Origin of the sequence: Pelagimonas sp. KU-00592-HH (genome assembly GCF_040369695.1) — a bacterium.
Lineage (GTDB): Bacteria > Pseudomonadota > Alphaproteobacteria > Rhodobacterales > Rhodobacteraceae > Shimia.
The window spans coordinates 314,422-333,845 of sequence record NZ_BAABWM010000002.1; the positions used below are offsets into that span (position 1 = coordinate 314,422).

The window sequence follows — 19,424 nt, forward strand, 5'->3', positions numbered from 1 at the left end:
GTCAGGAATTCGATTTCCCCACCAGAATACACTCAGCGATCTGAGCCCTTAGTAGATCCAGGTTCCCAGAAGATGTGCGTGCCAGGCCTTGAGTTTTCTTGATTGCGGATGCGTAGTCCGACAGCACCTTTGAAAAGTCGGGGAATTCCCGAGACAATTCTTTGCGGAGCAACAGCCTTACACTTGTGAAGCCATCTGCGAGGACTTGATGAGCCTCCTCGTTAGCGGTCGAACTCGAAAACGGACGGCCACGAGAAACAATGCAGAATTGCCTCTCAGCAGCAACAATAAGCCGTTCACGTGTCTCCTTCGGAGAAAGGTAATTGACACTTTGATTGATAAGAATTCCGCCTAATGCAATTCTACCCAGCTTTTCCGCGGTATACCCTTCTATCGTCCCATAGGCCGCCCAAGTTGCCATGCCTGTCAGTAGGAACGCAGCCACATCTTGCGACGTAGCATTGGCATCGGCGAGCTCAATATATGCATTGGCAACGGACGCACCCGTCGATAGCAACTCTGAAGTGCTATTGTATGCGTAGTAGTTCAGCGGTTGGTCCGACGCCCCATTTCCCGCTTCACTTTCAGCAACTCTGATGCTCTGATTTGTAGTGCAGCCCACAACCAGCAGAGCGGACAGAAGAACAACAATTTTCTTCATAACAAAAATTCCAAGGCAGCAAATTCTACTATTAGGGTAGTTAAGCATGTTCTTTGCTGTCAAGAATTTGACTGACCACACAGTTGTCGGGCCAAAATAGGAAGTGCCTCAAGCTACTGACGTCAACTAGCATCTTCGACAATTTGCGATTAGTTTTAGCTATTTAGCGTCACATCGAAAATTTCGAATTTTTCTCAGAAAAAATACGAATTTTTGCGGAATCTGAAGATTGTTTCCCAAATGGCACTCAGGATCAAAAGCCAGAATCAGTCGCCATTCGCACCCTCAACGACTGAAAATTCCCTTGTCGCCAACTTGTTCGACACTTCGTTTTTTGTCCTTTGAGAACTCCACCCGAAAACTCTCACTTAAAATCAGAGCTCAAGATATTCCACTTAAAGTTGTGCAAAAAACACGCATGCAATAAAGCTTTCACGACGGCCAAACATAGTTGGTTCTGCCATTCACTCACACCCATATCCATCCCGATCCCGATCCAAACGATACACGTCAGGACCAACGACGCGAACTGGACCTCTAACGTATGCGGGACCATTGCCAGAACCACCTGCGCAATCGACATCACTCGCTATCGGAACGCATTTCCCCTCGTAGCTGGGATGGCAACGCTTCTCCGGCTTTCCAGAAGTCTTACTCTTTGGTGGTTTCTTGATAGATCGTTGCGCAAGATATCGCGACGACATCCATCCTTCACCCCCAGGGAACCTTATGAACATCCAGTTACCGGAGGCCCTGATGAACTCCACCGCGGTACCTCGATTTAGCTGACCGATCCGCGAAAACGTGGTTCCCGGACCGGTTCGAATGTTCACAGAGTTTCCGGTTACAACCAAATGCGAGAGTTTTCTTTCCGGTTGCCTGTGCGATGACCGACCAGAGCTTTCTACATTGTTGGAGAGCGCCTCATTTGACGGTGTATTGGTACTCTTTCCGGTTTGCTCCCCTTCTCCGAGAAAAAGGGAACCCACGAACACCAACAATGCGAACCAAATCCAGTACTTCATCGAAACAAGCTAATTCGAACAATGAGCTCCTTCTGGGATGAAGGCCCAATTTGGCCGACAATGAAAGGCACGCGGCCAATAGTCAAACTTAGTCTTTCAACTCGGCAGACGTGGCTCACAAATTGCCTTTCCCGAGCGCCGCCACATTACTCCTCACTTCTCGTCCACCAAGAAGCGCATTCCTCGAATTATCTGTCCAGCCATACGACTGGACATACTCAGCAAGGGCTATTTCAAGGAGCTGAATCCGCGATTTCTCTGATGAGCGTTCCTCAGCCGGACCGTCGTTTGAAACACGATCAACCATACTATCCCTCCCAAATTACCAGTGATTGCCCGGTCAGTATTCGCTGCAAGACTTAATGGAGTATTAACGAACGACTTTTCACCTGCGTTCCCAGCCAAAGATCTTGGGAAGAATTCCGGAATGTTGGGCCAGCAATTCCAAAGATGTCATTTGCCTGCGGCATCAAAAGACGTTGACGTCTCAGAACAAATCGGAGGAAAACTGCTGATATTCTATTTAGTTGTTGGGAGTCGGTATGTCGACGCAGGGTAACGATACGGTCCACGGAGGTTTTCTTACCACTAGCCTTAATGGACAGTCCGGAGATGACTTTCTGACACTGGATTACTCGGGAACCTGGAACGGACTGACCGCTTCCAGCGTCTATCTGAAAGTCTATTCATCAAGCGATGAAATTGTTTATTTATCAGATGGTTCATGGGTAAATTTCGACCTGGATAGTTTCGAGCGAGTATCGGCAATCCTAAGCTCTGGCAACGATACCGCCTACGGAACATACGGCGATGACTTGCTTGAGGGACGCGGTGGGAATGACACGCTCCATGGCATGAACGGCAACGACACTTTGAACGGCGGAGACGGTGATGACCATCTGTATGGAGGAAGCGGAACCAGTTCTTTGGTCGGTGGCGCAGGAAATGACATTCTGTCACTTGGCGGCACTTCCGGAACGGTGGACGGCGGATCAGGGTTCGACACACTGAGTTTCTCCCTCGCGAGTGTGACCGACGGTCTAAACGCAGATTTGACATCAGGAGGGTTCGTTGCAGGAATCCAAACAATTAGCTGGAGCAACGTCGAGGTTATCACTGGAACCTTTGGCCAGGGAAGTGACACAGTAAGCGCAGGGTTCGTCGTCGACTACATTAATGGCTATGGCGGTGAAGACTTCCTTGCTCTCGACTACTCCGGCACCTGGGATGGGCTGAGCGCGTCTCATCTATATCTGAAACTGTACACTTCGAGTGATGAGATAGTTTACTTCTCGGACGGAACTTCCCGTTCCTTTGATGTAGATGGCTTCGAACATGTTTCTGCAATTTTGAGCTCAGGAGCAGATACCGTCTACGGAACCTATGGCAATGACCGGCTGGAGGGGCGCGCTGGCAACGATACTCTCCACGGGATGAATGGGGACGACACGCTTATTGGTGGAGAGGGCGACGACTATCTTTACGGAGGAAGTGGAAGCGGCACGCTCCTTGGCGGCGCTGGCAACGACATCCTTTCTTTGGGAGGAACAAGTGGACAGGTTCATGGTGGGTCCGGCTTTGACACACTCAGTTTCTCGCTTGCCTCAATCACCGAGGGCTTAAACGCGGACCTGACGTCTGGCGGTTTCGTTGCTGGAGAAAAGAGAATTAGTTGGAGCGGCCTGGAGGTAATTACAGGCACCTTTGGACAAGGTGATGACACGGTGAATGCCGGTTTCGTTGCGGACTATATCAATGGTTACGGCGGCGAAGACCGCCTTTCGTTGGATTATTCCGGGACATGGGATGGGCTCGGCGCCTCGCATGTTTACTTGAAGCTCTACACTTCCCAGGACGAAATAGTCTACTTTTCTGACGGGACTTCACGCTCATTCGACGTGGACGGTTTTGAACACGTTTCCGCCGTGCTTAGTTCCGGCAACGACACCGTCTACGGCAGCTATGGTAACGACCGCCTCGCCGGGCGCCGGGGGAATGATACTCTCTACGGTATGAACGGTGACGACACGCTGATCGGCGGTCTCGGGGATGACTATCTTTATGGAGGCAGCGGAAACGGTACGTTGCTGGGCGGAGACGGAAATGATGTACTGTCGCTCGGAGGTACGGCAGGTCACGTAGACGGGGGAACCGGGTTTGACACGCTTAGCTTCTCACTGGCCGGCATTACAGAAGCTCTGAATGCAGATCTCACATCAGGAGGTTTTGTAGCTGGTTCTCAAACAATCGACTGGAGCGGGGTTGAGGTAATCACCGGAACGTTTGGTCAGGGTAACGACACCGTCAATGCCGGTTTCGTCGCCGATTATGTCAATGGCTACGGCGGCGAAGACCATCTGTCACTCGACTATTCCGGATCATGGGATGGTCTTAGTGCGACCCACGTTTACCTAAAGCTCTACACATCGACAGATGAAGTTGTGTACTTCTCCAACAACACATCCAGAACATTCGATGTCGACGGCTTCGAACACGTTTCCGCAGTTCTCAGTTCAGGAAATGACACAGTCTATGGAACCTATGGAGACGACCTCCTTGATGGTCGCGAAGGTAACGACACCCTATACGGGATGAACGGTGACGATACCCTGAAAGGGGGTATTGGAGACGACCACCTATATGGTGGAGACGGGAATGGCACGCTGATCGGTGGTGATGGCAATGATCTGCTCTCCTTAGGCGGCATTGCCGGAGAAGTTGATGGGGGATCCGGGTTCGATACACTCAGCTTTTCTCTCGCCAATGTCACAGAAGGGCTGAATGCTGATCTTTCATCCGGTGGATTTGTATCAGGCTCCAAGTCCATAGAATGGACCAACGTGGAAGTCATCACAGGAACATTTGGCCAGGGCAACGACACAGTCAATGCCGGGTTTGTTGCCGACTACATCAATGGTTATGGTGGAGAAGACAGGCTTTCACTCGACTACTCAGGTGTATGGGATGGGAAAGCCGCTTCCTCGGTGTATCTCAGACTTTTGTCGTCAACAGACGAAGTAGTATACTTCACCGACAGCACCTCCCGTTCATTCGACATCGATGGCTTCGAGCACGTATCCGCAATTCTCAGCTCTGGGAACGATACTGTATATGGAAGCTATGGGGATGATCTTATCGACGGACGCCAGGGCAACGACACCCTTCATGGCTCCAATGGTGACGACACACTAATTGGTGGCGGCGGCAACGACTACCTGTATGGAGGAGATGGAGCCGACCTGTTTGTCATCCAACGCTACAGCGGGCTCGACACACTTTCCGACTTCGTTTCCGGCGAGGACATAATCAATGTAGCAGGCTTTTCCCCCTCACGGATTGCTTCAGCACTTTCCAGGTACAAAGACGGCGACACTGCCTTCCTGGATTTGGGCAACGGCACAAAATTGTCGTTCGCATCTAACGCGATAGAAGATCTACAATTATCGGACTTCAGCTTTGAACCTTTAACCGAAGAAACAGGTGCCACCCAGGAAGTGGACAGGCTGTATTCGATCAAAAGCGCGACGGTGGATGAAGGTGGAGTTCTCAAGTTTGAGATCAACAGAAGCGGTGATTTGAGCAAAGAGACCAGTGTCCTTGTGAAACTGTCCCAAAGCTCAGAGAACGCGGCCACCGCGGGTCTGGACTACATTCAACCTGCAGATCTAATTGTCCGGTTCCATGCTGGCAGCGATTTCGCTGAACTGGAAATTCAGACAATTGATGAGAACGTCTCCGAACCAATCGAAGTGATCATAGCGGATCTCGTCAATATCGACGATGGTGGTGCAATCCTTTCCGGACATGGTCGCGCAATTGGGGCCATCGAAGACGGATTTGGTGGAGCGCCTTTCGATACGGAAGACTTCATTCTCAATCTGGAAACCGGACTGTGGAATTTGTCAGGCGGCGATCCTGTCGCATCTGGCGACATGCTAATTAGGCACAAAAACACCGATGAGGATCTAGCATATATCCTTTCGATAAACGATGCAGAAGAATATCGTGTCCGTGACGGCAAACTGGAGGTGAGCAAAGCTCTTCTCGATCTATCGGCGCTGACAGGTGCACCTGCCTGGATCAACGACGGGATCAAGTCAGACTTCATTATTGACCTGGAAACCGGCGAGATTGACTGGGCCGGTGGCGTGCAATTCGATTTAGGGCTAGTAGGGCTGGAGTTTTCTCTTCCTACCGCGACCCAGAAATTCATTCGTCTGGAAACCAACGCATTGGTGGTAAGCCCTCGAACATCGTTTGTTGGTTGGCTTTCTCCAATTAGCGACAAGTTGAACATCAATGCCGATTTCAAGCCAGAGCTTTGGTATAACAGCAACGGCTTTCAACCGGCATTTGACTTTGGCGTGGATCTGGCAGGCCCATATACACTGTCGCTCTTTGATCTCATTACAGTCAGCGCATCGAACGTCTCTATCGACTATGAAACTGGATCTGCCGGAACATTTGCAGACGATATACTTACCTTCCAAGGCCAGTTTGCTGCATCTCTTCGTAACTACGGAGAAATTGTTTTCGACATCGGCAAAGGTGTGGATCCATCTACTCTGGTTGAAGGCGAAAGCCGCTACCTACAAGTCCGCGATCAGGATGGAGATGGCGAGGCTGACTTCGTGATAAATGCTCGTGCGGACGTGTCGTCAACCTTCAAGCTTTCTGGAATTGGCTTTGAGAGCGCATTCCTTGACTTCGACAACACAGACGGAGACTTCGAAGTCGAAGGTGGCGCGACCATCTCATTCGGAAAGTTCTCTCTTTCAGCACAGCTTGAATTCGTATCCGCCGACACTGCTAATGGTAAAGAACTTCAACTAAACGAAATCACAGCAGGTATCGCGGCTACTGGTTCAGGCCTCCATGTCAGCCACGGCGTTTTCCTGAGTGGCGGCTCTGTTGGTGTGGGAAACCTGGCTACCACCGCCCAAGATGAAAACATCACACTTTCAGGGAACGTCAGCGGTTACTGGATGAATCGAAAGGCCGCGACTTTTGAAGTTACGGCTTCGTTCTCAAAGACATCGTTTGAGTTGGCTGGCGACTTTGATTTGTTCAACTGGTACCAGGACGGAGGCTCTCACACACTCCTGGAGGCGGACGCTTCTTTGTCCGTCGATTGGGGACAGGGTTTCAGTGCGAAACTTGAAGGTAGCGCAACTGCACTCAACGGCCTCTTTTCCTTCGATCTACTCGTGAATTACTCTTACAGAGGTTTGAACGACTGGGAGACACTGTTCTATGCTGCACAAACCTACAGCATGACATGGTCTGACATTAAGGCTTTCATTCAGGGTTATGACAGGAAGTCTGCCGACACTGAAAAGACCCTGAAAAAGATCAACGACGACGATGTTGATTCATCATCAAAAGTATTTGTGCGAGTGGAAGCGTCTGACAAACCGTGGGACACTGATGGTATGTCGGGGCAGGTCGTCATCGGATATGATAGATCCGGTAAAAAGGTTGACTACCTTCTCAAGTTCGATCTTGAGACCTTTGAACTGGACGTCGAAATCGGAAGAAAAAAAGCCGACTACTACACTCCTGGAAACAACAGCGGGTCGTCTGATATCGCTTTTGGCGCGTCCTCAACTCCCGTTGGCAGCGGCGGGCAATGGCAAGTTCAGGCCGGAACACAACTCTTGCAAATGACTGTTTCCTGGGAGGTTTCCTCAAGTTCAGTTGAGATCCGTGTAGTTCACCCGGACGGGACCATAATTTCGGAGGCAGATTTTGCGAGCCATGGCATTTCGATCTATTCCGAAATGACTACGGAGTATGCGAGATCAGTTGAAATCGAAACGCCGTCAGAAGGGATCTGGAGCATCGAAATTGTAGATCCAGTTGGTCTCGGGGCAATTGAATATGAGGCATGGACGCCGACACAAGATGTTTCATTTAACTTGAGCAATCTTTCCAGGGATGCAGGCTCTCTTCAGATCTCCGTGGACTACAGTTACGAAGGCAACTCAGATGAAGCAACTGTCGCTCTCTACGCGATAGCCGGGAGCGGTTTCGATGCACAGTCAGATCTAGGTGCTGGCATTCTACTGGGAACAATTGACGTCGCAACTGGCAGCGGAGCGCTAGACCCCGTTAGTGTGACGTCTCTGCTGGCCGGATCATATCAGGTCTATGCCGTGGTCTATGACGGAATAGCGGAACCACTTACTGTTTTTGCAGATAGCTCCGTGACAATTGAAGGAGAAATTGACCTTACGATCGCTGCATCTCAGGAAGAGACTTCATTGGTAAGCGGCCAGCGAAGCGAAGTGGAAGTAGTCCTCACCAACGAGGGCGACCGGGATGCAGTCAACATTTCCCTGCAAGCTTACATCGACGGAGATGGTAGTCATCTGGAAGTCATTACTAACACTGGACCTGTCTCGCTTGACGAGTTCGAAATTGAAAGTTTGGCGGCTGGAGAAAGTGCAACTCTTCGTCTTCGCGTTACTGCAGGCTCCTCTAACGGAACACTGTCGATTAGCTTGTCGCCCAGAAGCCCCAATGCTGAAACAATCCTTACAAACAATCTGACCGTTGTATCGTTTGAACTTCGTCAACCGTTCCATCGGATCGAAGGATCGAAAGGCAGCGATGACCTGACAATCGCAGATATCAACGGTGTCATTCTTGCCGCTGGCGGAAACGATAAGGCAACAGGTGCAAATGGCGATGACTTGATTTTTGGCCAGTGGGGAGCCGACACAATCCTGGGAGGATATGGAAACGACTACCTATCTGGGGGCGTAGGCAACGACTTGCTCGAAGGCGGAAATGGCCGCGACGATCTGCTTGGGGGAAAGGATGACGATACACTCCGAGGAGGTGATGGTGGCGACCAGCTGGATGGTGGAATAGGTGACGACCTCTTGCTGGGCAACGGCGGTGCGGACACGTTTAAAGGAGGCCTTGGACAAGACACCGTTTCCTACGTCGATGCATTGGAAAGCGTCTCCCTCTACCTTGCCAAACCCAACAAGAACACCGGCGAAGCACTCGGTGATGAGTTTGCTGGAATAGAAGTATTTGTGGGCTCAAACCTCAACGACACCATGGTCGGCGATGGAGGAGCGAATGTCCTGAAGGGCGGTTCAGGTGCCGACACCCTTTCCGGTGGGCAAGGCAAGGACACTCTGCTTGGAGATGATGGTGCAGACTCAATTCTGGCAGGATCAGGAAATGATAGCGTCGAAGGCGGCAAAGGCAGAGACAATGTTGTTCTGGGCAACGGCGACGATGTCTTTTCTGATCACGAGCAGAGTAGCGTTTCAGGAAGAGACACAGTTTCCGGAGGCAACGGAAAAGACACTGTAAATGGCTCAGGTGGGAATGACCTTTTCATGGGAGGCAACGGGAATGACCGCCTCTTTGGAGGCAGTGGTTTTGATAAACTTTTCGGCGGCAACCAAGCCGACGTGTTGAATGGCGGCAACGGAAACGACACTCTGGTGGGTGGCTCTGGCAAGGATAAACTGACCGGTGGAAAGGGCTTTGATACTTTCGTTTTCTCGGACGGTTTTGGTCAAGACACGGTGTTTGGCTTTAACGCGGCAGATGGGGAAGTCATCAAGCTACAAGGGGTAACTGAAATCACTGATTTCCAGGATCTTGTTGACAATCACCTGCAGGACGCCGACGGATTTGCAAAGATCATCGTTGGCTCTCACTCAATCTTGCTAAAAGGCGTTGCATTTTCTGACATTGGAACCGGTTTGGCTTATTCAGAAGACGACTTCATCTTCTGAACAATGTACTGACGCGCTCCCAAGAGCCATCGGGAAAAGCCCCCGATCATTTCATCAATAGGCGCGGGCTCTGCTCTTCGGCTTGGCCAAATGGCAGACGCCTTCCACCTACCTTTTGCAGATCATTGATCCTCAGCTGACGTGTTCAACAATCACTACCTGAACGTAGTTGGCATTTCAGGCACGTCAAAGGAAGGAACCAGCTCCACATTTAACATAATGGCGCTTATCGCACGTGCCGAGTTCTGCACCTGTTACCACTGACCAAAAGTGTACGGATCCTTCGGAAGAGCAAAAACGTCCTCAACGCTGTTTAGTGGATCCAACTCTTCCGATTTTGCCTCAGCCCACTCAAGCCATTCGTCGATAGACTTCCCGTCAACTTCAACAACCTCTCTGTCGGTCAAAGCTATTTTTATTTCTTCTATGAAGCTTTTGATTTCCCGTGCCAGGCTTCGGTCCTGAGCTTTCGAAATCAACCTTTCCCATCGTTGGGCATCGAGCTTTTCTAAGCGCACACGCTCCGCGCGTTCAGCACGTTCTTGTTCGTACTTTCTTTGCCACTCTTCGTGCTCTTTCCGTCTTTGTAGGAGCTCAGGTTCGGCGGCTAGGACGCGGGCGATGAATTTACGCAGCAGTTTATCCGCCTTGCTTTTTTCGGTCTCAACGTAGTCCTTTTGGGAAATTCCCCAGCCCTTTATGGAAAACCGCAGGAAACACGAGGGATACAGCCCGGTTTGGTGATGCTCGGGAAAAGCCGTCCAGCCCTCATCATCCGGACCGGCCTTCAGTTTGCGCATCATCTTTTGTGCAATTACAACTTCGAGCTTCTCGCCCGACACCTCTAGTTCGATCGAGCCTTTCACGTGACTGGATTTGACTGCAAACCCATGCTTCTCAACCGCCTTCAGAAACGCACTGGTAACGCGGAACCTGTATCTGTCTTTCTCCGTTAAATCTGAAATTGGATGCGGAGTGTACCACGTATTGCGCGAGTTTCGACGTTCCGTGCGCCGTTTTGATTGATCCGCTTTGTGTTTCGCCACCCACCCCGCAACAACAGGGTGCAAGCGCCGCAGATCTTCCGGGATCTGGACAGCTTCAATCTTTTCCTCAAGTGCCTTCGACGCTTGGCGAACGTCTTTGACAACATCGGATTGTCGTTTATTTGAACGCACTACGATGGTCTTGGAGGATCTAGCGGGGTGCGCTGGAAGAGGGGCTTGCTCGACTTTCTTTCCCGCTTCAAGTTTCGCCCAGTAACCACGCGGTGGCCGAGGTATTTCAAATTTTTTGCAGATTTTTGCCAGCCCCTGGTCGGAAAGCCCGAACTCCTCTGCTAACCGAATGATCGGCTTTTGCCAGACCAAGCTGTAGAGTTCTTCCCTGCTGAGTTTTGAATCTTGGCTGTCTTCCTGTGCCCCCACGAGTTCCCCCTAAAAACCAAACAACCCCTTTAATCAAAGCCAACGTTCTAGAAAGGTGGCCTTCGTCACAACGTTAATCCGAGTTCTCAAATGACATTTCACTGATCGAAATCAAAAAATTCCCTGTTTAGTAAGTCAGGGAATTCACCTTTATCCATTTGATAATTTGGTCATTTCTCCAGAAATGGCGGCGCAAAACAGTCTTGAAACTCAACTTTTCCCTGAAAATTTCCCTGTTTGCAGGGAAATTTACGTGAGACTGGATAGCTCGAAACTGTCCGCACAGCCAGTCTTCCACACATAGAATGCTGCATGACCGCAAGGTAAGTGCTGCCACGCTGTGTGCGTAGATGTGCCCCTATCGCTGTGTTTGGACGGCCACCCGCAAGCCGCTGAAGATCAGAGCCAACTCCCGGATCACGACGATGTCGCCTTTCTGAAACGGCATGGCTCGTTGAATCGGGAAACGACCCTCACAGCGAAGAAAATTTCTATCAATCTAGATAGGGTCGTTTGCTCGGAACAACGCCCGGCGCTCTCAACTCTTCCACCCGGGAATTCGACACGCAGGAACCCTTGCGAACGCAGAGCAACCGCGAGCACCTGATCAGGCGTTCAAGTTGCACGGATTTTGAACACTCCCTGCACACTCCCCTCAAACTCTTCCCCTAGAAGCAAAGAGACAAAGCTAGGAGTAAGGTGATGGGTATCGAAAAGTTTCAGCTACGCAACGATGAATTGGTACACGCAGGGCATCGCACGCAAACGCAAAACCTGTACGATTCCAGCGCGTTCAAAGCCAGGAATGTCGCCTGTGTGGTTCACAGGGAAAACACGTTTTCGGGCGTTCTTTGGGCACTGGAGCATCTGGGGTTCGAAGCTGCATGCTCCAATAGCCTTGATACAGTTTTCAAGGTCGTTTCCGAAGATCCCGAGGAATGGGCCCTGATCATTGTGCGCCTCGATCAGCCCCTCGACGAAGCGCGGCTGGAAAGCTACGTGCGCCTGCTGCGCATGATGGACGTGCGCATTCCTATCCTGGTCATGGCTGGAAACGGCAAGTCTCCAGAGGAAGTGGACTATCCCAAACTCTATGGAGACTGTGTCGTTGCCGAACCGAAATCGGTTTCGGAACTCTCCAAAAGTATTGGTGCCGCTGTCAAAGCGAACAGAAGCTGGGGAGCTCGGTTCGACGACTTCCGCCGCGAAGCATTTGAGGGCTTTCGCAGGAAGATCTGAAACTGACAGCACGCACTACCCGTTCCTGCACCACTCGCGGCACTGGGGAGCCAGTTTCAGGAACGGGATCAATACGAAGGCTTCTGCACCGCTCTATTGAGAGGTCTTCGTTCACTTGGGGCGCCCATACCCCCTAACTCGATTTTGGGTGCCCCACTTTTTCTCTGAGCTCTCGAAGGCTTACAGGTTTTGGAAGCAATTGAAACAGGTCGCATTCGCGAATTTCAGCACCTTTGAACTCTGGCAACCCGGTCATCAGGAAACACTTGGGACGTGGGTCGAGTATGCGAGAGACCTCCTGCAAGAACTCCAGCCCGCTCATGGCAGGCATCGCGAGATCCGCTATGATCACATCAAAGCGCTGTTCAGTCTTTTTCAGAATAGCCAGGCACGACTCCGGGCAGGAATGAAAAACAGCAGACCCGCCGAGAAGATCGATCGCTTCCGCCAGTTCGCCACCAACCTCCAGTTCGTCATCGACGATGAGAACCCAAAACGTCAAAACGATCCTCCATTCTTGCGCCGGGCCATCAATCGGATCTGCCATGGGGAAACTGCATCACGATCCGGGCCCCCTTCTGCACGGCATCCGCATGGATGCTGCCATGCATCGCCTCAACGACGGTTTTGCTAAGATAGAGCCCGATCCCGGTGCCATTCGCATCTTCTTTGGTCGTAAAGAACGGATCAAACACCCGATCGATCAACTCGGGTGAAATACCCGGACCACTGTCCTGCACGGAGACAACGATGTGGGTGTCATGCGAAACAATCTGGATACGGATGCACCTTTCCTGACGCGGCATGCACTGCATTGCATGGCGAGAGTTGGTGAGAAGATTGACGATTGTCTGTTCAAAGAGAATTGGCCGTCCAACAAGGCTGACGCGCGAAACTGGCAAGTCCAGTTCCACCCCTACACTATCCAACCTCAGTTGCTCGTGCAGCAGTGCAATCGCGGCCTCAATACGCTCTGCCGGGTCAAAGGGCACGATTTCTTCATCGCCGATCTCGAGCACGAATTGGCGGATTCCTTGGATCACGCGTCCCGCACGAAGGGCTTGCTGCTCAATCCTGCGCATTTTCGAAATGACATAGGTGGACGGCACGTCCTCCCACTTGATCCTCTCAAGATAGTTCCCGGCAGACATGGAGATAATATTCAGTGGCTGGTTCAGTTCATGCGCAAAGGAACTTGCCATTTCACCCAACGCCGCCAGCCTCGAGGCCTCGACCAGTTTGGCCTGAGTGGCCTTTAGATCGTTAAGACTACGAGCCATGAAAAACTTGATCACCCCTTGGCCCGCGGTCCGTTGATGATCTCCGTCCCAGACTATCTCGGTGAACTCTGTCAGGAGTGTCTGACTTGCCTCGAGGTGCACCAGGCTCCCGGTTTTCGACCTGATTTCGATATTGAACAAAGCACCTTCAAATCCGTCCCGCCCCATCTCGCTGTCATGAACACTTTCCGCAAGCGCGCGCAGCGGCGTGCCGATAGTCTCGTTGCGCGAAAAGCCAGTCATCTTTTCCAACGCGGGGTTCCATTCGGCGACGTTCCCCTGAAGGTCAGTCGCAAAGATCGGTATGGAGGTCTGTCGAACCAGCTTTTTTAGGTTCTCCACGGCCAGTATCTTTCGACGCTCTTCGCTTTCTACCGCCTTCGCGAACCGGCCCAGCCACTTGGCTATTTCCCGCTCCTCATAGAAGTTCGTGTTGATCCGGTCCGGGGGCGGACGGTGGAACCGCAAAAACGTCTCGGCCGTCATAACAAAATGCTCCACCCATCTTCGGAAAATGGCTTCGAGCAGAAGGCCCCCTCCTACGATCAGGACGGCCAGAATACACAAGCGAACCACAGCGCGCGCTGTGTCCTGTTGCAAGGCGAGGATCGTCGATTTGAGCGGAATGACAAGGCGCAGGCGCGCTGGATGCTCGGCGCTAAGAGGTGCCTCGCTCAGAACGTAGCCCCTTTGCCATGACGCCAGCGCAGGTAGTCCGACACTCAGATCCCGAACGATCTCAACCGAAGGGCGGCTACCACGTGTGTCGGCGTCATATTTTCCAACCGCATCGCAATGTATTTCCACATCAGCCCCCGGCACCTCCGACACAAGCATCCCCAAATCAGCTGGACGCCAGCCAAAGACCAGCGTCTCCCTTGGCGCAGCGGAGTTCGAGATGGTGAAAACCAAGCCAGACCAGCACCCCCACAGGTGGATACCCTGCGATTTCGGTATCGGGTGGTGGCCAGCAACATCCTGCAGAGCTTCAAGCCCGGCATCGAAATGGCCGAATCTCTGCGGCCAGCCACCGTTAGGTGAGATTTCAAAGACCACTTGCGGCAAGACAGAATGGCTGCGGGTGTCATCAACAACCAGATCCGCTTCACCCACGACACCTTCCACACCATGAAAAAACCGCGCCCAAAATGCCGTTTCCAGCGTGAGAAAAGACAGCGAGTTGATGGCCGAACGCTCAACATTCGCCAAGGCACGCTCCTGAACCTGCCCGGTCCGGTTCTTGAAGGACTGGTGCAACTCAACGAACTCCGAAATGGAGATCGGCAGCAACATGGACAACCCGAAAAGCGCCTGGAGAAAGTTGCTGTAGGAAGACGTGGCTTTGCCCCCGTTGCATGCAATGCGATTGGGAGCCATCAACAGGATGAGATTAAAGAGAAAGACTGCAAAGGCGACATTCACCAGAGAATTCAGAACCTGCTTGGACACAACCAAAGTCACTGTCGTCCAGGGCAAGCCCAACCCCTGTGAGTAAGCCAGTATCGAACTCGGAATTCCGAGAAGCAACCAATAGAGCAGCACGTAGGCCGTCACGCGGGTTGGCAGCGAGCGCCGATGTGCACAGGAAACAAGGACGGCCTCGAGCGTGAAAAGGCCCGCCGCGTACCAGTGCCCCCAAAGCTCGACCGTATGCAGCGCCGCAAGCGCGGCCGCAGCGATCGCCCAGAGCGGACCAACTGTCATCATCGCCAGCCAGACGAAGATCGACCCGAAGAGAAAGTTCACTCCAAAGAACAAGTCCACATTGAGCACATTGCCATAGTAGGCAAGCACACAGAACAAGACCCCGAGAAACGGGTTTGCCCCTCCCATTGCGACGATCGGACCTCCACCAGCCTTTTCAGCAGCGCCGCGCACCTGCATAGGCAGATTCCTTTCCAATGGTTCCCAGCGAGAGGCATGTCCTATCGGCATCCGCCCCTTTGGCAACGACCCTTTCGGATAGTCTGGTGAGGTGTTCGTGTAGGCTTTGTGCAATTCGGTGTATGAAGCGTGCAAATGCAATTTCACGCGTGGCAGCTCAGTTCAGATTTGACTAGAGGACTCTGACATTTGACCGATTGGGGTCTTCAAAAGTATTCGCTGAAAGTGCTGCAAATGAAAAAGGTTCAAGTCCTTCTCATCGATGATGATATCGACCTGTCCGAAGAAGTTGCCGAAATGATGGGTGAGCAGGGTTTTGAGGTAACGTTCGCCCGTACCATTCACCAGTTTCACAAGGCCACCTCGCAGATTGCCTTTGATCTGTACGTCGTTGACCTATTGCTGCCCGATGGACACGGTCACGAGTTGATCAGGCAGATCAGACGCACCAGCGAAGCGGGGATCGTGGTTCTCTCGGGCAAATTGGATGAAGTAGACAAGGTTGTCGCCCTGGAACTGGGCGCCGATGACTATGTCGTCAAACCCTTTCCGCGTTCCGAGTTTGTCGCGAGACTAAAGAGCCTTCTTCGGCGAATGCAGGCGCGGGGAACACCCTCTATCGAAAACGGCGGTGACGGCGCGTTTCTGGACTTCGATGGATGGCGGACTGACATCGACGCACGCAGGCTCCTTGCGCCGTCAGGTACAGAACTGAAACTGACGAAACTGGAATTCGATCTCTGGGTGACTTTCCTGAGGGCAACAGACCGCGTTCTGACACGCGAAAACCTCGTATTCGCACTGCGCGGCAGAGATTGGGCTGGCTACGATAGATCAATCGATGGCCTCGTGAGCCGCCTGAAGCGCAAAATGATGGAACACGCGGACGCCGAGGAATATTTCGAAACCGTACGTGGTGTCGGATACCTTTTGCGCACCCCTGCGTGCACACGACCTCACGACTAGGAAACGCCTTCGGAGCCACCTACCGAGTTCTACAGGTCTCGTCCCCCCGCCTGACCAACCGCACCAGCACCCAGCTGACCTGCCGTGCGGAGGCGCTGTTGGACGATGGACGAGAGACCCGGCTGACAGTTCGGTTGAAGGAACGCGGCGGGTAGCGGTTCTACGAGTTCAGCACGAACTAGGAAGGTTCTCGCCCCAGTAACCGCCCCAGTTCTGGTGGGCAGTTGGGAAAGCTGATGGAAACCAAGGGGTGGCAAGGCTTCCTTCCATCCCAGCCAGTCTTCCTGACATTGAATGCTGTGAATGCTGTATCGCCTCTAGCTCAGAGCTGGCATGCTATGCGAGCGAAATGCCCCAGTGGATGCCCCGGAGTGTCAGGGGTGTGTTGAGCGGCCCTAGGCAAGCCGCTGAAGGCTGGTGCCACAGTGTCAGAGTAGAGCCGAAGTTCTGCCCGGTCGACCAGTTTAACCAATCGTCCTCGCTGTTGTCAGGAGCCGTATCCATCAAGGGCGTTGCCATCACGGAAAACACTGATCGACGTTCCGACCCAACCGATTGAATGACGCGCCCCTGACACTAGACAAGTGAACAGCATCGTTCATCTGTCGATACCGTTGTTCCTCATGAACCTGAATTTCTTTAACTCGATACATTCACTTAAAAAAATCAAAAGAGGACCAAAAACCAACCAAAAATTGCTCATCGTCTCCCATCTCTCAAATGACTTTGACTCACCATCAAGGTATTTAACACCAAGAAGCATTGCCCATGTCGCGGTAAAAAACATCCATGCGTATTTTCTGGACTTCGCAAAGCTACGAAACTCATGAAGCCGAGAGGTTTTCTCCGTCATCTCGCGGTTTCTCTTTCCGTCACTTCCTGGGCAATAGAACGGCAGTGGTCGAGATTCATTCGGCAAGAATAGATGCCCACCCCCAAACGACCATCGGTCTCAAATTGGGAGCTACCCATCTTTCAATCTCGCTTTTCCAGAACAGGTTTCATTAATGTAATTTACAAGCCACAAAGCGTTTCCTGTGGATGCACCATAAGGCAGCTCAATGACCCCGTCAGTGCTTGAAATATCCCCCTGATCTACGATCATTTCCCCACCGTAGTACAATTTCTCTACAGTGCCTTGAAGTGGAATGATTCCGTTGATGTACTGTTCGATCGAACCCTTTTTGACATCAACGTGATCATCTCGACCAAAAAGGTACAGGCTGGGCGATCTGTGCGCTAAGTCAGGAGAGCCGCTGGCTGCCCAATCGTGGAATTCTACTTTTCCAACGCTTTTGAGTGAAATGGTGATAATGGCTTCCTTTGGATAGCCTTTGATTGCATTCACTCTGACTCGCTTGTCGACATGGACAAGAGTGCACCCTTCGATCGTGGTCGAGGATATGTTGTAGTTTTTTCTGGACGCATTTGTGGTGGTAGCGTTCTTGCTTTTCTGCTGCACGCTCCACTCAATTGGAAGCGGTTCTGAAGTTGAGGCGCCTGCAAGTGTTCGCATGGTCTGACCGACACCGAAAGCCAGGATCAGACCTATGCCGACCGCCCAAAACCAGCGCTTGATAAGAGGGGGCCCAAGCGATTTTCCGCGACCCAAACCTTTATCACGCATGCCTCTTCCTTATACGGTTTCTGATATTCAACAGCGTTCGAAGCCATTTCGTCTCGCGAAACAATCAATGCTGCGCCGTTTCAGGCGTTGAAATCCGTCAAACCAAAATCAAACTCATCTGACGCCAATCAGAGCCACCATATCAATGGCTTTTCTCGAACACAAATGGGGGATTTTCTCCCTCGCAGCGTTCAGATTGTCATCAACCAAAACAGAACCCCGCCCTTCGTCTCTGAAGCGCGGGGCCGCTGATTTCGCGAGAATTCGCCTCGTCTCACCCGTCCTTGCCAAGCTCCTTCACGGCGGCAAGCATTCGGGCGATTTCCTGTTCGGTGTTGTAGTGGCAAAAGGAAATGCGGATGCAATCAGGCAGGCCAAGCGGCGTCAGCACGTTGCCGCTATAGTGGTCGGCCTTGCGGGTGTGGGTGCGGATGCCCTGCTGGTTCAGGCGCTCGACAACGTCCTCGGAGGCATGACCGTCGACCACGATCGACACCAGCCCCTCGCGCGCCGCATTGTCCGCGCCGGCAAGGATCGTGACGTGCTCCATGTCTCGCAGCCCGGGCAGATTGCCGGTGCCATTGATGGCCGTGTTTGTCAGATGGGTTTCGTAGGCGTGGATCGCGCGTCCCGCCGCCTCGATACGTTTACGCGGCTCGCTTTCCTCCGACACCTCACCGCCGAGCCAGTCGAAATAGGCCACCACGTCAGACACCGTCGCGTAAGAGCCGGTATCGCGGGTGCCAAATTCCCAGCCCGTCGCCGGGGCATCGATCAGCATGTCATGCGGCGCTGAACTCAAACGATCCGAAATCCAGGCAATGCCATAGCCGTGACGCGAAAACACCTTGTAGGGCGAGATCGCATAGCCGTCCACGTTATAGGCCTCCAGATCAAGCTGCCCGTGCGCCGCGTGCTGAATGCCGTCAACGATGATGAAACAGTCGGGCGCAACCGACCGGATCGCCTTGGAAATCTCCGCGACATCCATTCCCATGCCGGTCACCGGCGAAGCATGAAGGATCGTCGCCACCGACACGTCCGGGGTAAGATGCTTCAGATAGTCCGCGGCAGTCACCAGCCCCGTCGCATCGTCATGTGGGACGTTGACATAGTCCAACCCTGCAATGCCCGCCCAACGGCGTGCGGCACTGCGGGTGGCCGGATGCTCGATGGATGAGCCGATCACCTTGCTGCCCTTGGGCGCGTTCACACAGGCCGTGCGCAACAAACGGAACAACAGCTCGGTCCCGCTTTCGCCGGCAAAGAACTGGCCCGAGGTGGCGTTCATGAACACCGCCAGATCGGCCTTTGCCTTATTGATAACGTTCTGCGTCCCCTGCCCCGCCGGATTGATGCGGCCCGGATTGTCGGGAATGGCCGCATAGAACCCCGAGGTTTCGACAACCGATTTCAGCGTCAACGCACCACCGGCATTTTCAAAAAAGATACGCTCGCCCTGGAACGGGCAGCTGTCGACATGGGCAAAGCGATCGCGGATTGCGGCGATCAGGTCAGGATTGTCTTGGATCATGGGTCTTTTCCTGTGGGG

General features: G+C 52.5%; 11 protein-coding genes. 3 read left to right on the forward strand and 8 right to left on the reverse strand.

Features of this window, described 5'->3' with window-relative positions:
• Position 1: 1 nt before the first annotated feature.
• The 3 genes from ABWV42_RS08705 to ABWV42_RS08715 all read right to left on the reverse strand — a co-directional run bounded on the left by ABWV42_RS08705 (position 2) and on the right by ABWV42_RS08715 (position 1,993).
• A complete protein-coding gene (locus ABWV42_RS08705; RefSeq protein WP_353339783.1) occupies positions 2 to 661 on the reverse strand; it encodes a hypothetical protein in 660 nt (219 codons plus the stop codon).
• A 464-nt stretch (positions 662 to 1,125) separates the two neighbouring features.
• Entirely contained in the window at positions 1,126 to 1,686 is a 561-nt protein-coding gene (locus tag ABWV42_RS08710) for an SH3 domain-containing protein (RefSeq protein ID WP_353339784.1), read from the reverse strand.
• 115 nt (positions 1,687 to 1,801) lie between these two features.
• Positions 1,802 to 1,993 carry a hypothetical protein gene (locus tag ABWV42_RS08715; protein WP_353339785.1) on the reverse strand — a complete coding sequence of 64 codons (192 nt, stop codon included), beginning with the start codon at positions 1,991 to 1,993 and terminating at the stop codon, positions 1,802 to 1,804.
• Between the two features lie 235 nt (positions 1,994 to 2,228).
• Between ABWV42_RS08715 and ABWV42_RS08720 the strand changes: the two genes are divergently transcribed.
• Complete coding sequence (locus ABWV42_RS08720; RefSeq protein ID WP_353339786.1) at positions 2,229 to 9,449, forward strand: CARDB domain-containing protein; 7,221 nt, start codon at positions 2,229 to 2,231, stop codon at positions 9,447 to 9,449.
• 254 nt (positions 9,450 to 9,703) lie between these two features.
• On the opposite strand, the gene ABWV42_RS08725 is transcribed toward ABWV42_RS08720, so the two are convergent.
• Positions 9,704 to 10,876 (reverse strand): hypothetical protein, encoded by a 1,173-nt coding sequence (locus tag ABWV42_RS08725; protein ID WP_353339787.1) that lies wholly within the window; start codon positions 10,874 to 10,876, stop codon positions 9,704 to 9,706.
• Positions 10,877 to 11,578: 702 nt separating this feature from the next.
• On the opposite strand from ABWV42_RS08725, the gene ABWV42_RS08730 reads away from it, so the two are divergent.
• The gene (locus ABWV42_RS08730) at positions 11,579 to 12,115 is read left to right on the forward strand and encodes a hypothetical protein (protein WP_353339788.1); all 537 of its coding nucleotides are present in this window, start codon (positions 11,579 to 11,581) and stop codon (positions 12,113 to 12,115) included.
• A gap of 133 nt (positions 12,116 to 12,248) precedes the next feature.
• Here ABWV42_RS08730 and ABWV42_RS08735 read toward each other — a convergent pair whose 3' ends face one another.
• Together ABWV42_RS08735 and ABWV42_RS08740 are read right to left on the reverse strand one after the other, a co-directional pair.
• The gene (locus ABWV42_RS08735; RefSeq protein ID WP_353339789.1) at positions 12,249 to 12,662 is read right to left on the reverse strand and encodes a response regulator; all 414 of its coding nucleotides are present in this window, start codon (positions 12,660 to 12,662) and stop codon (positions 12,249 to 12,251) included.
• Positions 12,646 to 15,279, reverse strand: a complete 2,634-nt coding sequence (locus ABWV42_RS08740; RefSeq protein ID WP_353339790.1) for a PAS domain-containing sensor histidine kinase — start codon at positions 15,277 to 15,279, stop codon at positions 12,646 to 12,648. Before ABWV42_RS08740 ends, ABWV42_RS08735 begins: the two co-directional genes overlap by 17 nt.
• Positions 15,280 to 15,468: 189 nt before the next feature.
• Here ABWV42_RS08740 and ABWV42_RS08745 point away from each other — a divergent pair, with 189 nt between their 5' ends.
• Positions 15,469 to 16,245, forward strand: a complete 777-nt coding sequence (locus ABWV42_RS08745) for a response regulator (protein WP_353339791.1) — start codon at positions 15,469 to 15,471, stop codon at positions 16,243 to 16,245.
• A gap of 964 nt (positions 16,246 to 17,209) precedes the next feature.
• On the opposite strand, the gene ABWV42_RS08750 is transcribed toward ABWV42_RS08745, so the two are convergent.
• Both ABWV42_RS08750 and ABWV42_RS08755 read right to left on the reverse strand, forming a co-directional pair.
• Positions 17,210 to 17,872: a hypothetical protein gene (locus tag ABWV42_RS08750; protein ID WP_353339792.1), complete on the reverse strand. Its 663-nt coding sequence runs from the start codon at positions 17,870 to 17,872 to the stop codon at positions 17,210 to 17,212.
• Between the two features lie 274 nt (positions 17,873 to 18,146).
• Complete coding sequence (locus ABWV42_RS08755) at positions 18,147 to 19,406, reverse strand: aminotransferase class V-fold PLP-dependent enzyme (RefSeq protein ID WP_353339793.1); 1,260 nt, start codon at positions 19,404 to 19,406, stop codon at positions 18,147 to 18,149.
• Positions 19,407 to 19,424 lie beyond the last annotated feature (18 nt).

Coding starts and splice junctions, on each gene's coding strand:
- ABWV42_RS08705 (WP_353339783.1), bottom strand. CDS start 661: ATGAAGAAAATTGTTGTTCTTCTGTCCGCTCTGCTGGTTGTGGGCTGC.
- ABWV42_RS08710 (WP_353339784.1), bottom strand. CDS start 1,686: ATGAAGTACTGGATTTGGTTCGCATTGTTGGTGTTCGTGGGTTCCCTT.
- ABWV42_RS08715 (WP_353339785.1), bottom strand. CDS start 1,993: ATGGTTGATCGTGTTTCAAACGACGGTCCGGCTGAGGAACGCTCATCA.
- ABWV42_RS08720 (WP_353339786.1), top strand. CDS start 2,229: ATGTCGACGCAGGGTAACGATACGGTCCACGGAGGTTTTCTTACCACT.
- ABWV42_RS08730 (WP_353339788.1), top strand. CDS start 11,579: ATGGGTATCGAAAAGTTTCAGCTACGCAACGATGAATTGGTACACGCA.
- ABWV42_RS08735 (WP_353339789.1), bottom strand. CDS start 12,662: ATGGCAGATCCGATTGATGGCCCGGCGCAAGAATGGAGGATCGTTTTG.
- ABWV42_RS08740 (WP_353339790.1), bottom strand. CDS start 15,279: ATGCAGGTGCGCGGCGCTGCTGAAAAGGCTGGTGGAGGTCCGATCGTC.
- ABWV42_RS08750 (WP_353339792.1), bottom strand. CDS start 17,872: ATGCGTGATAAAGGTTTGGGTCGCGGAAAATCGCTTGGGCCCCCTCTT.
- ABWV42_RS08755 (WP_353339793.1), bottom strand. CDS start 19,406: ATGATCCAAGACAATCCTGACCTGATCGCCGCAATCCGCGATCGCTTT.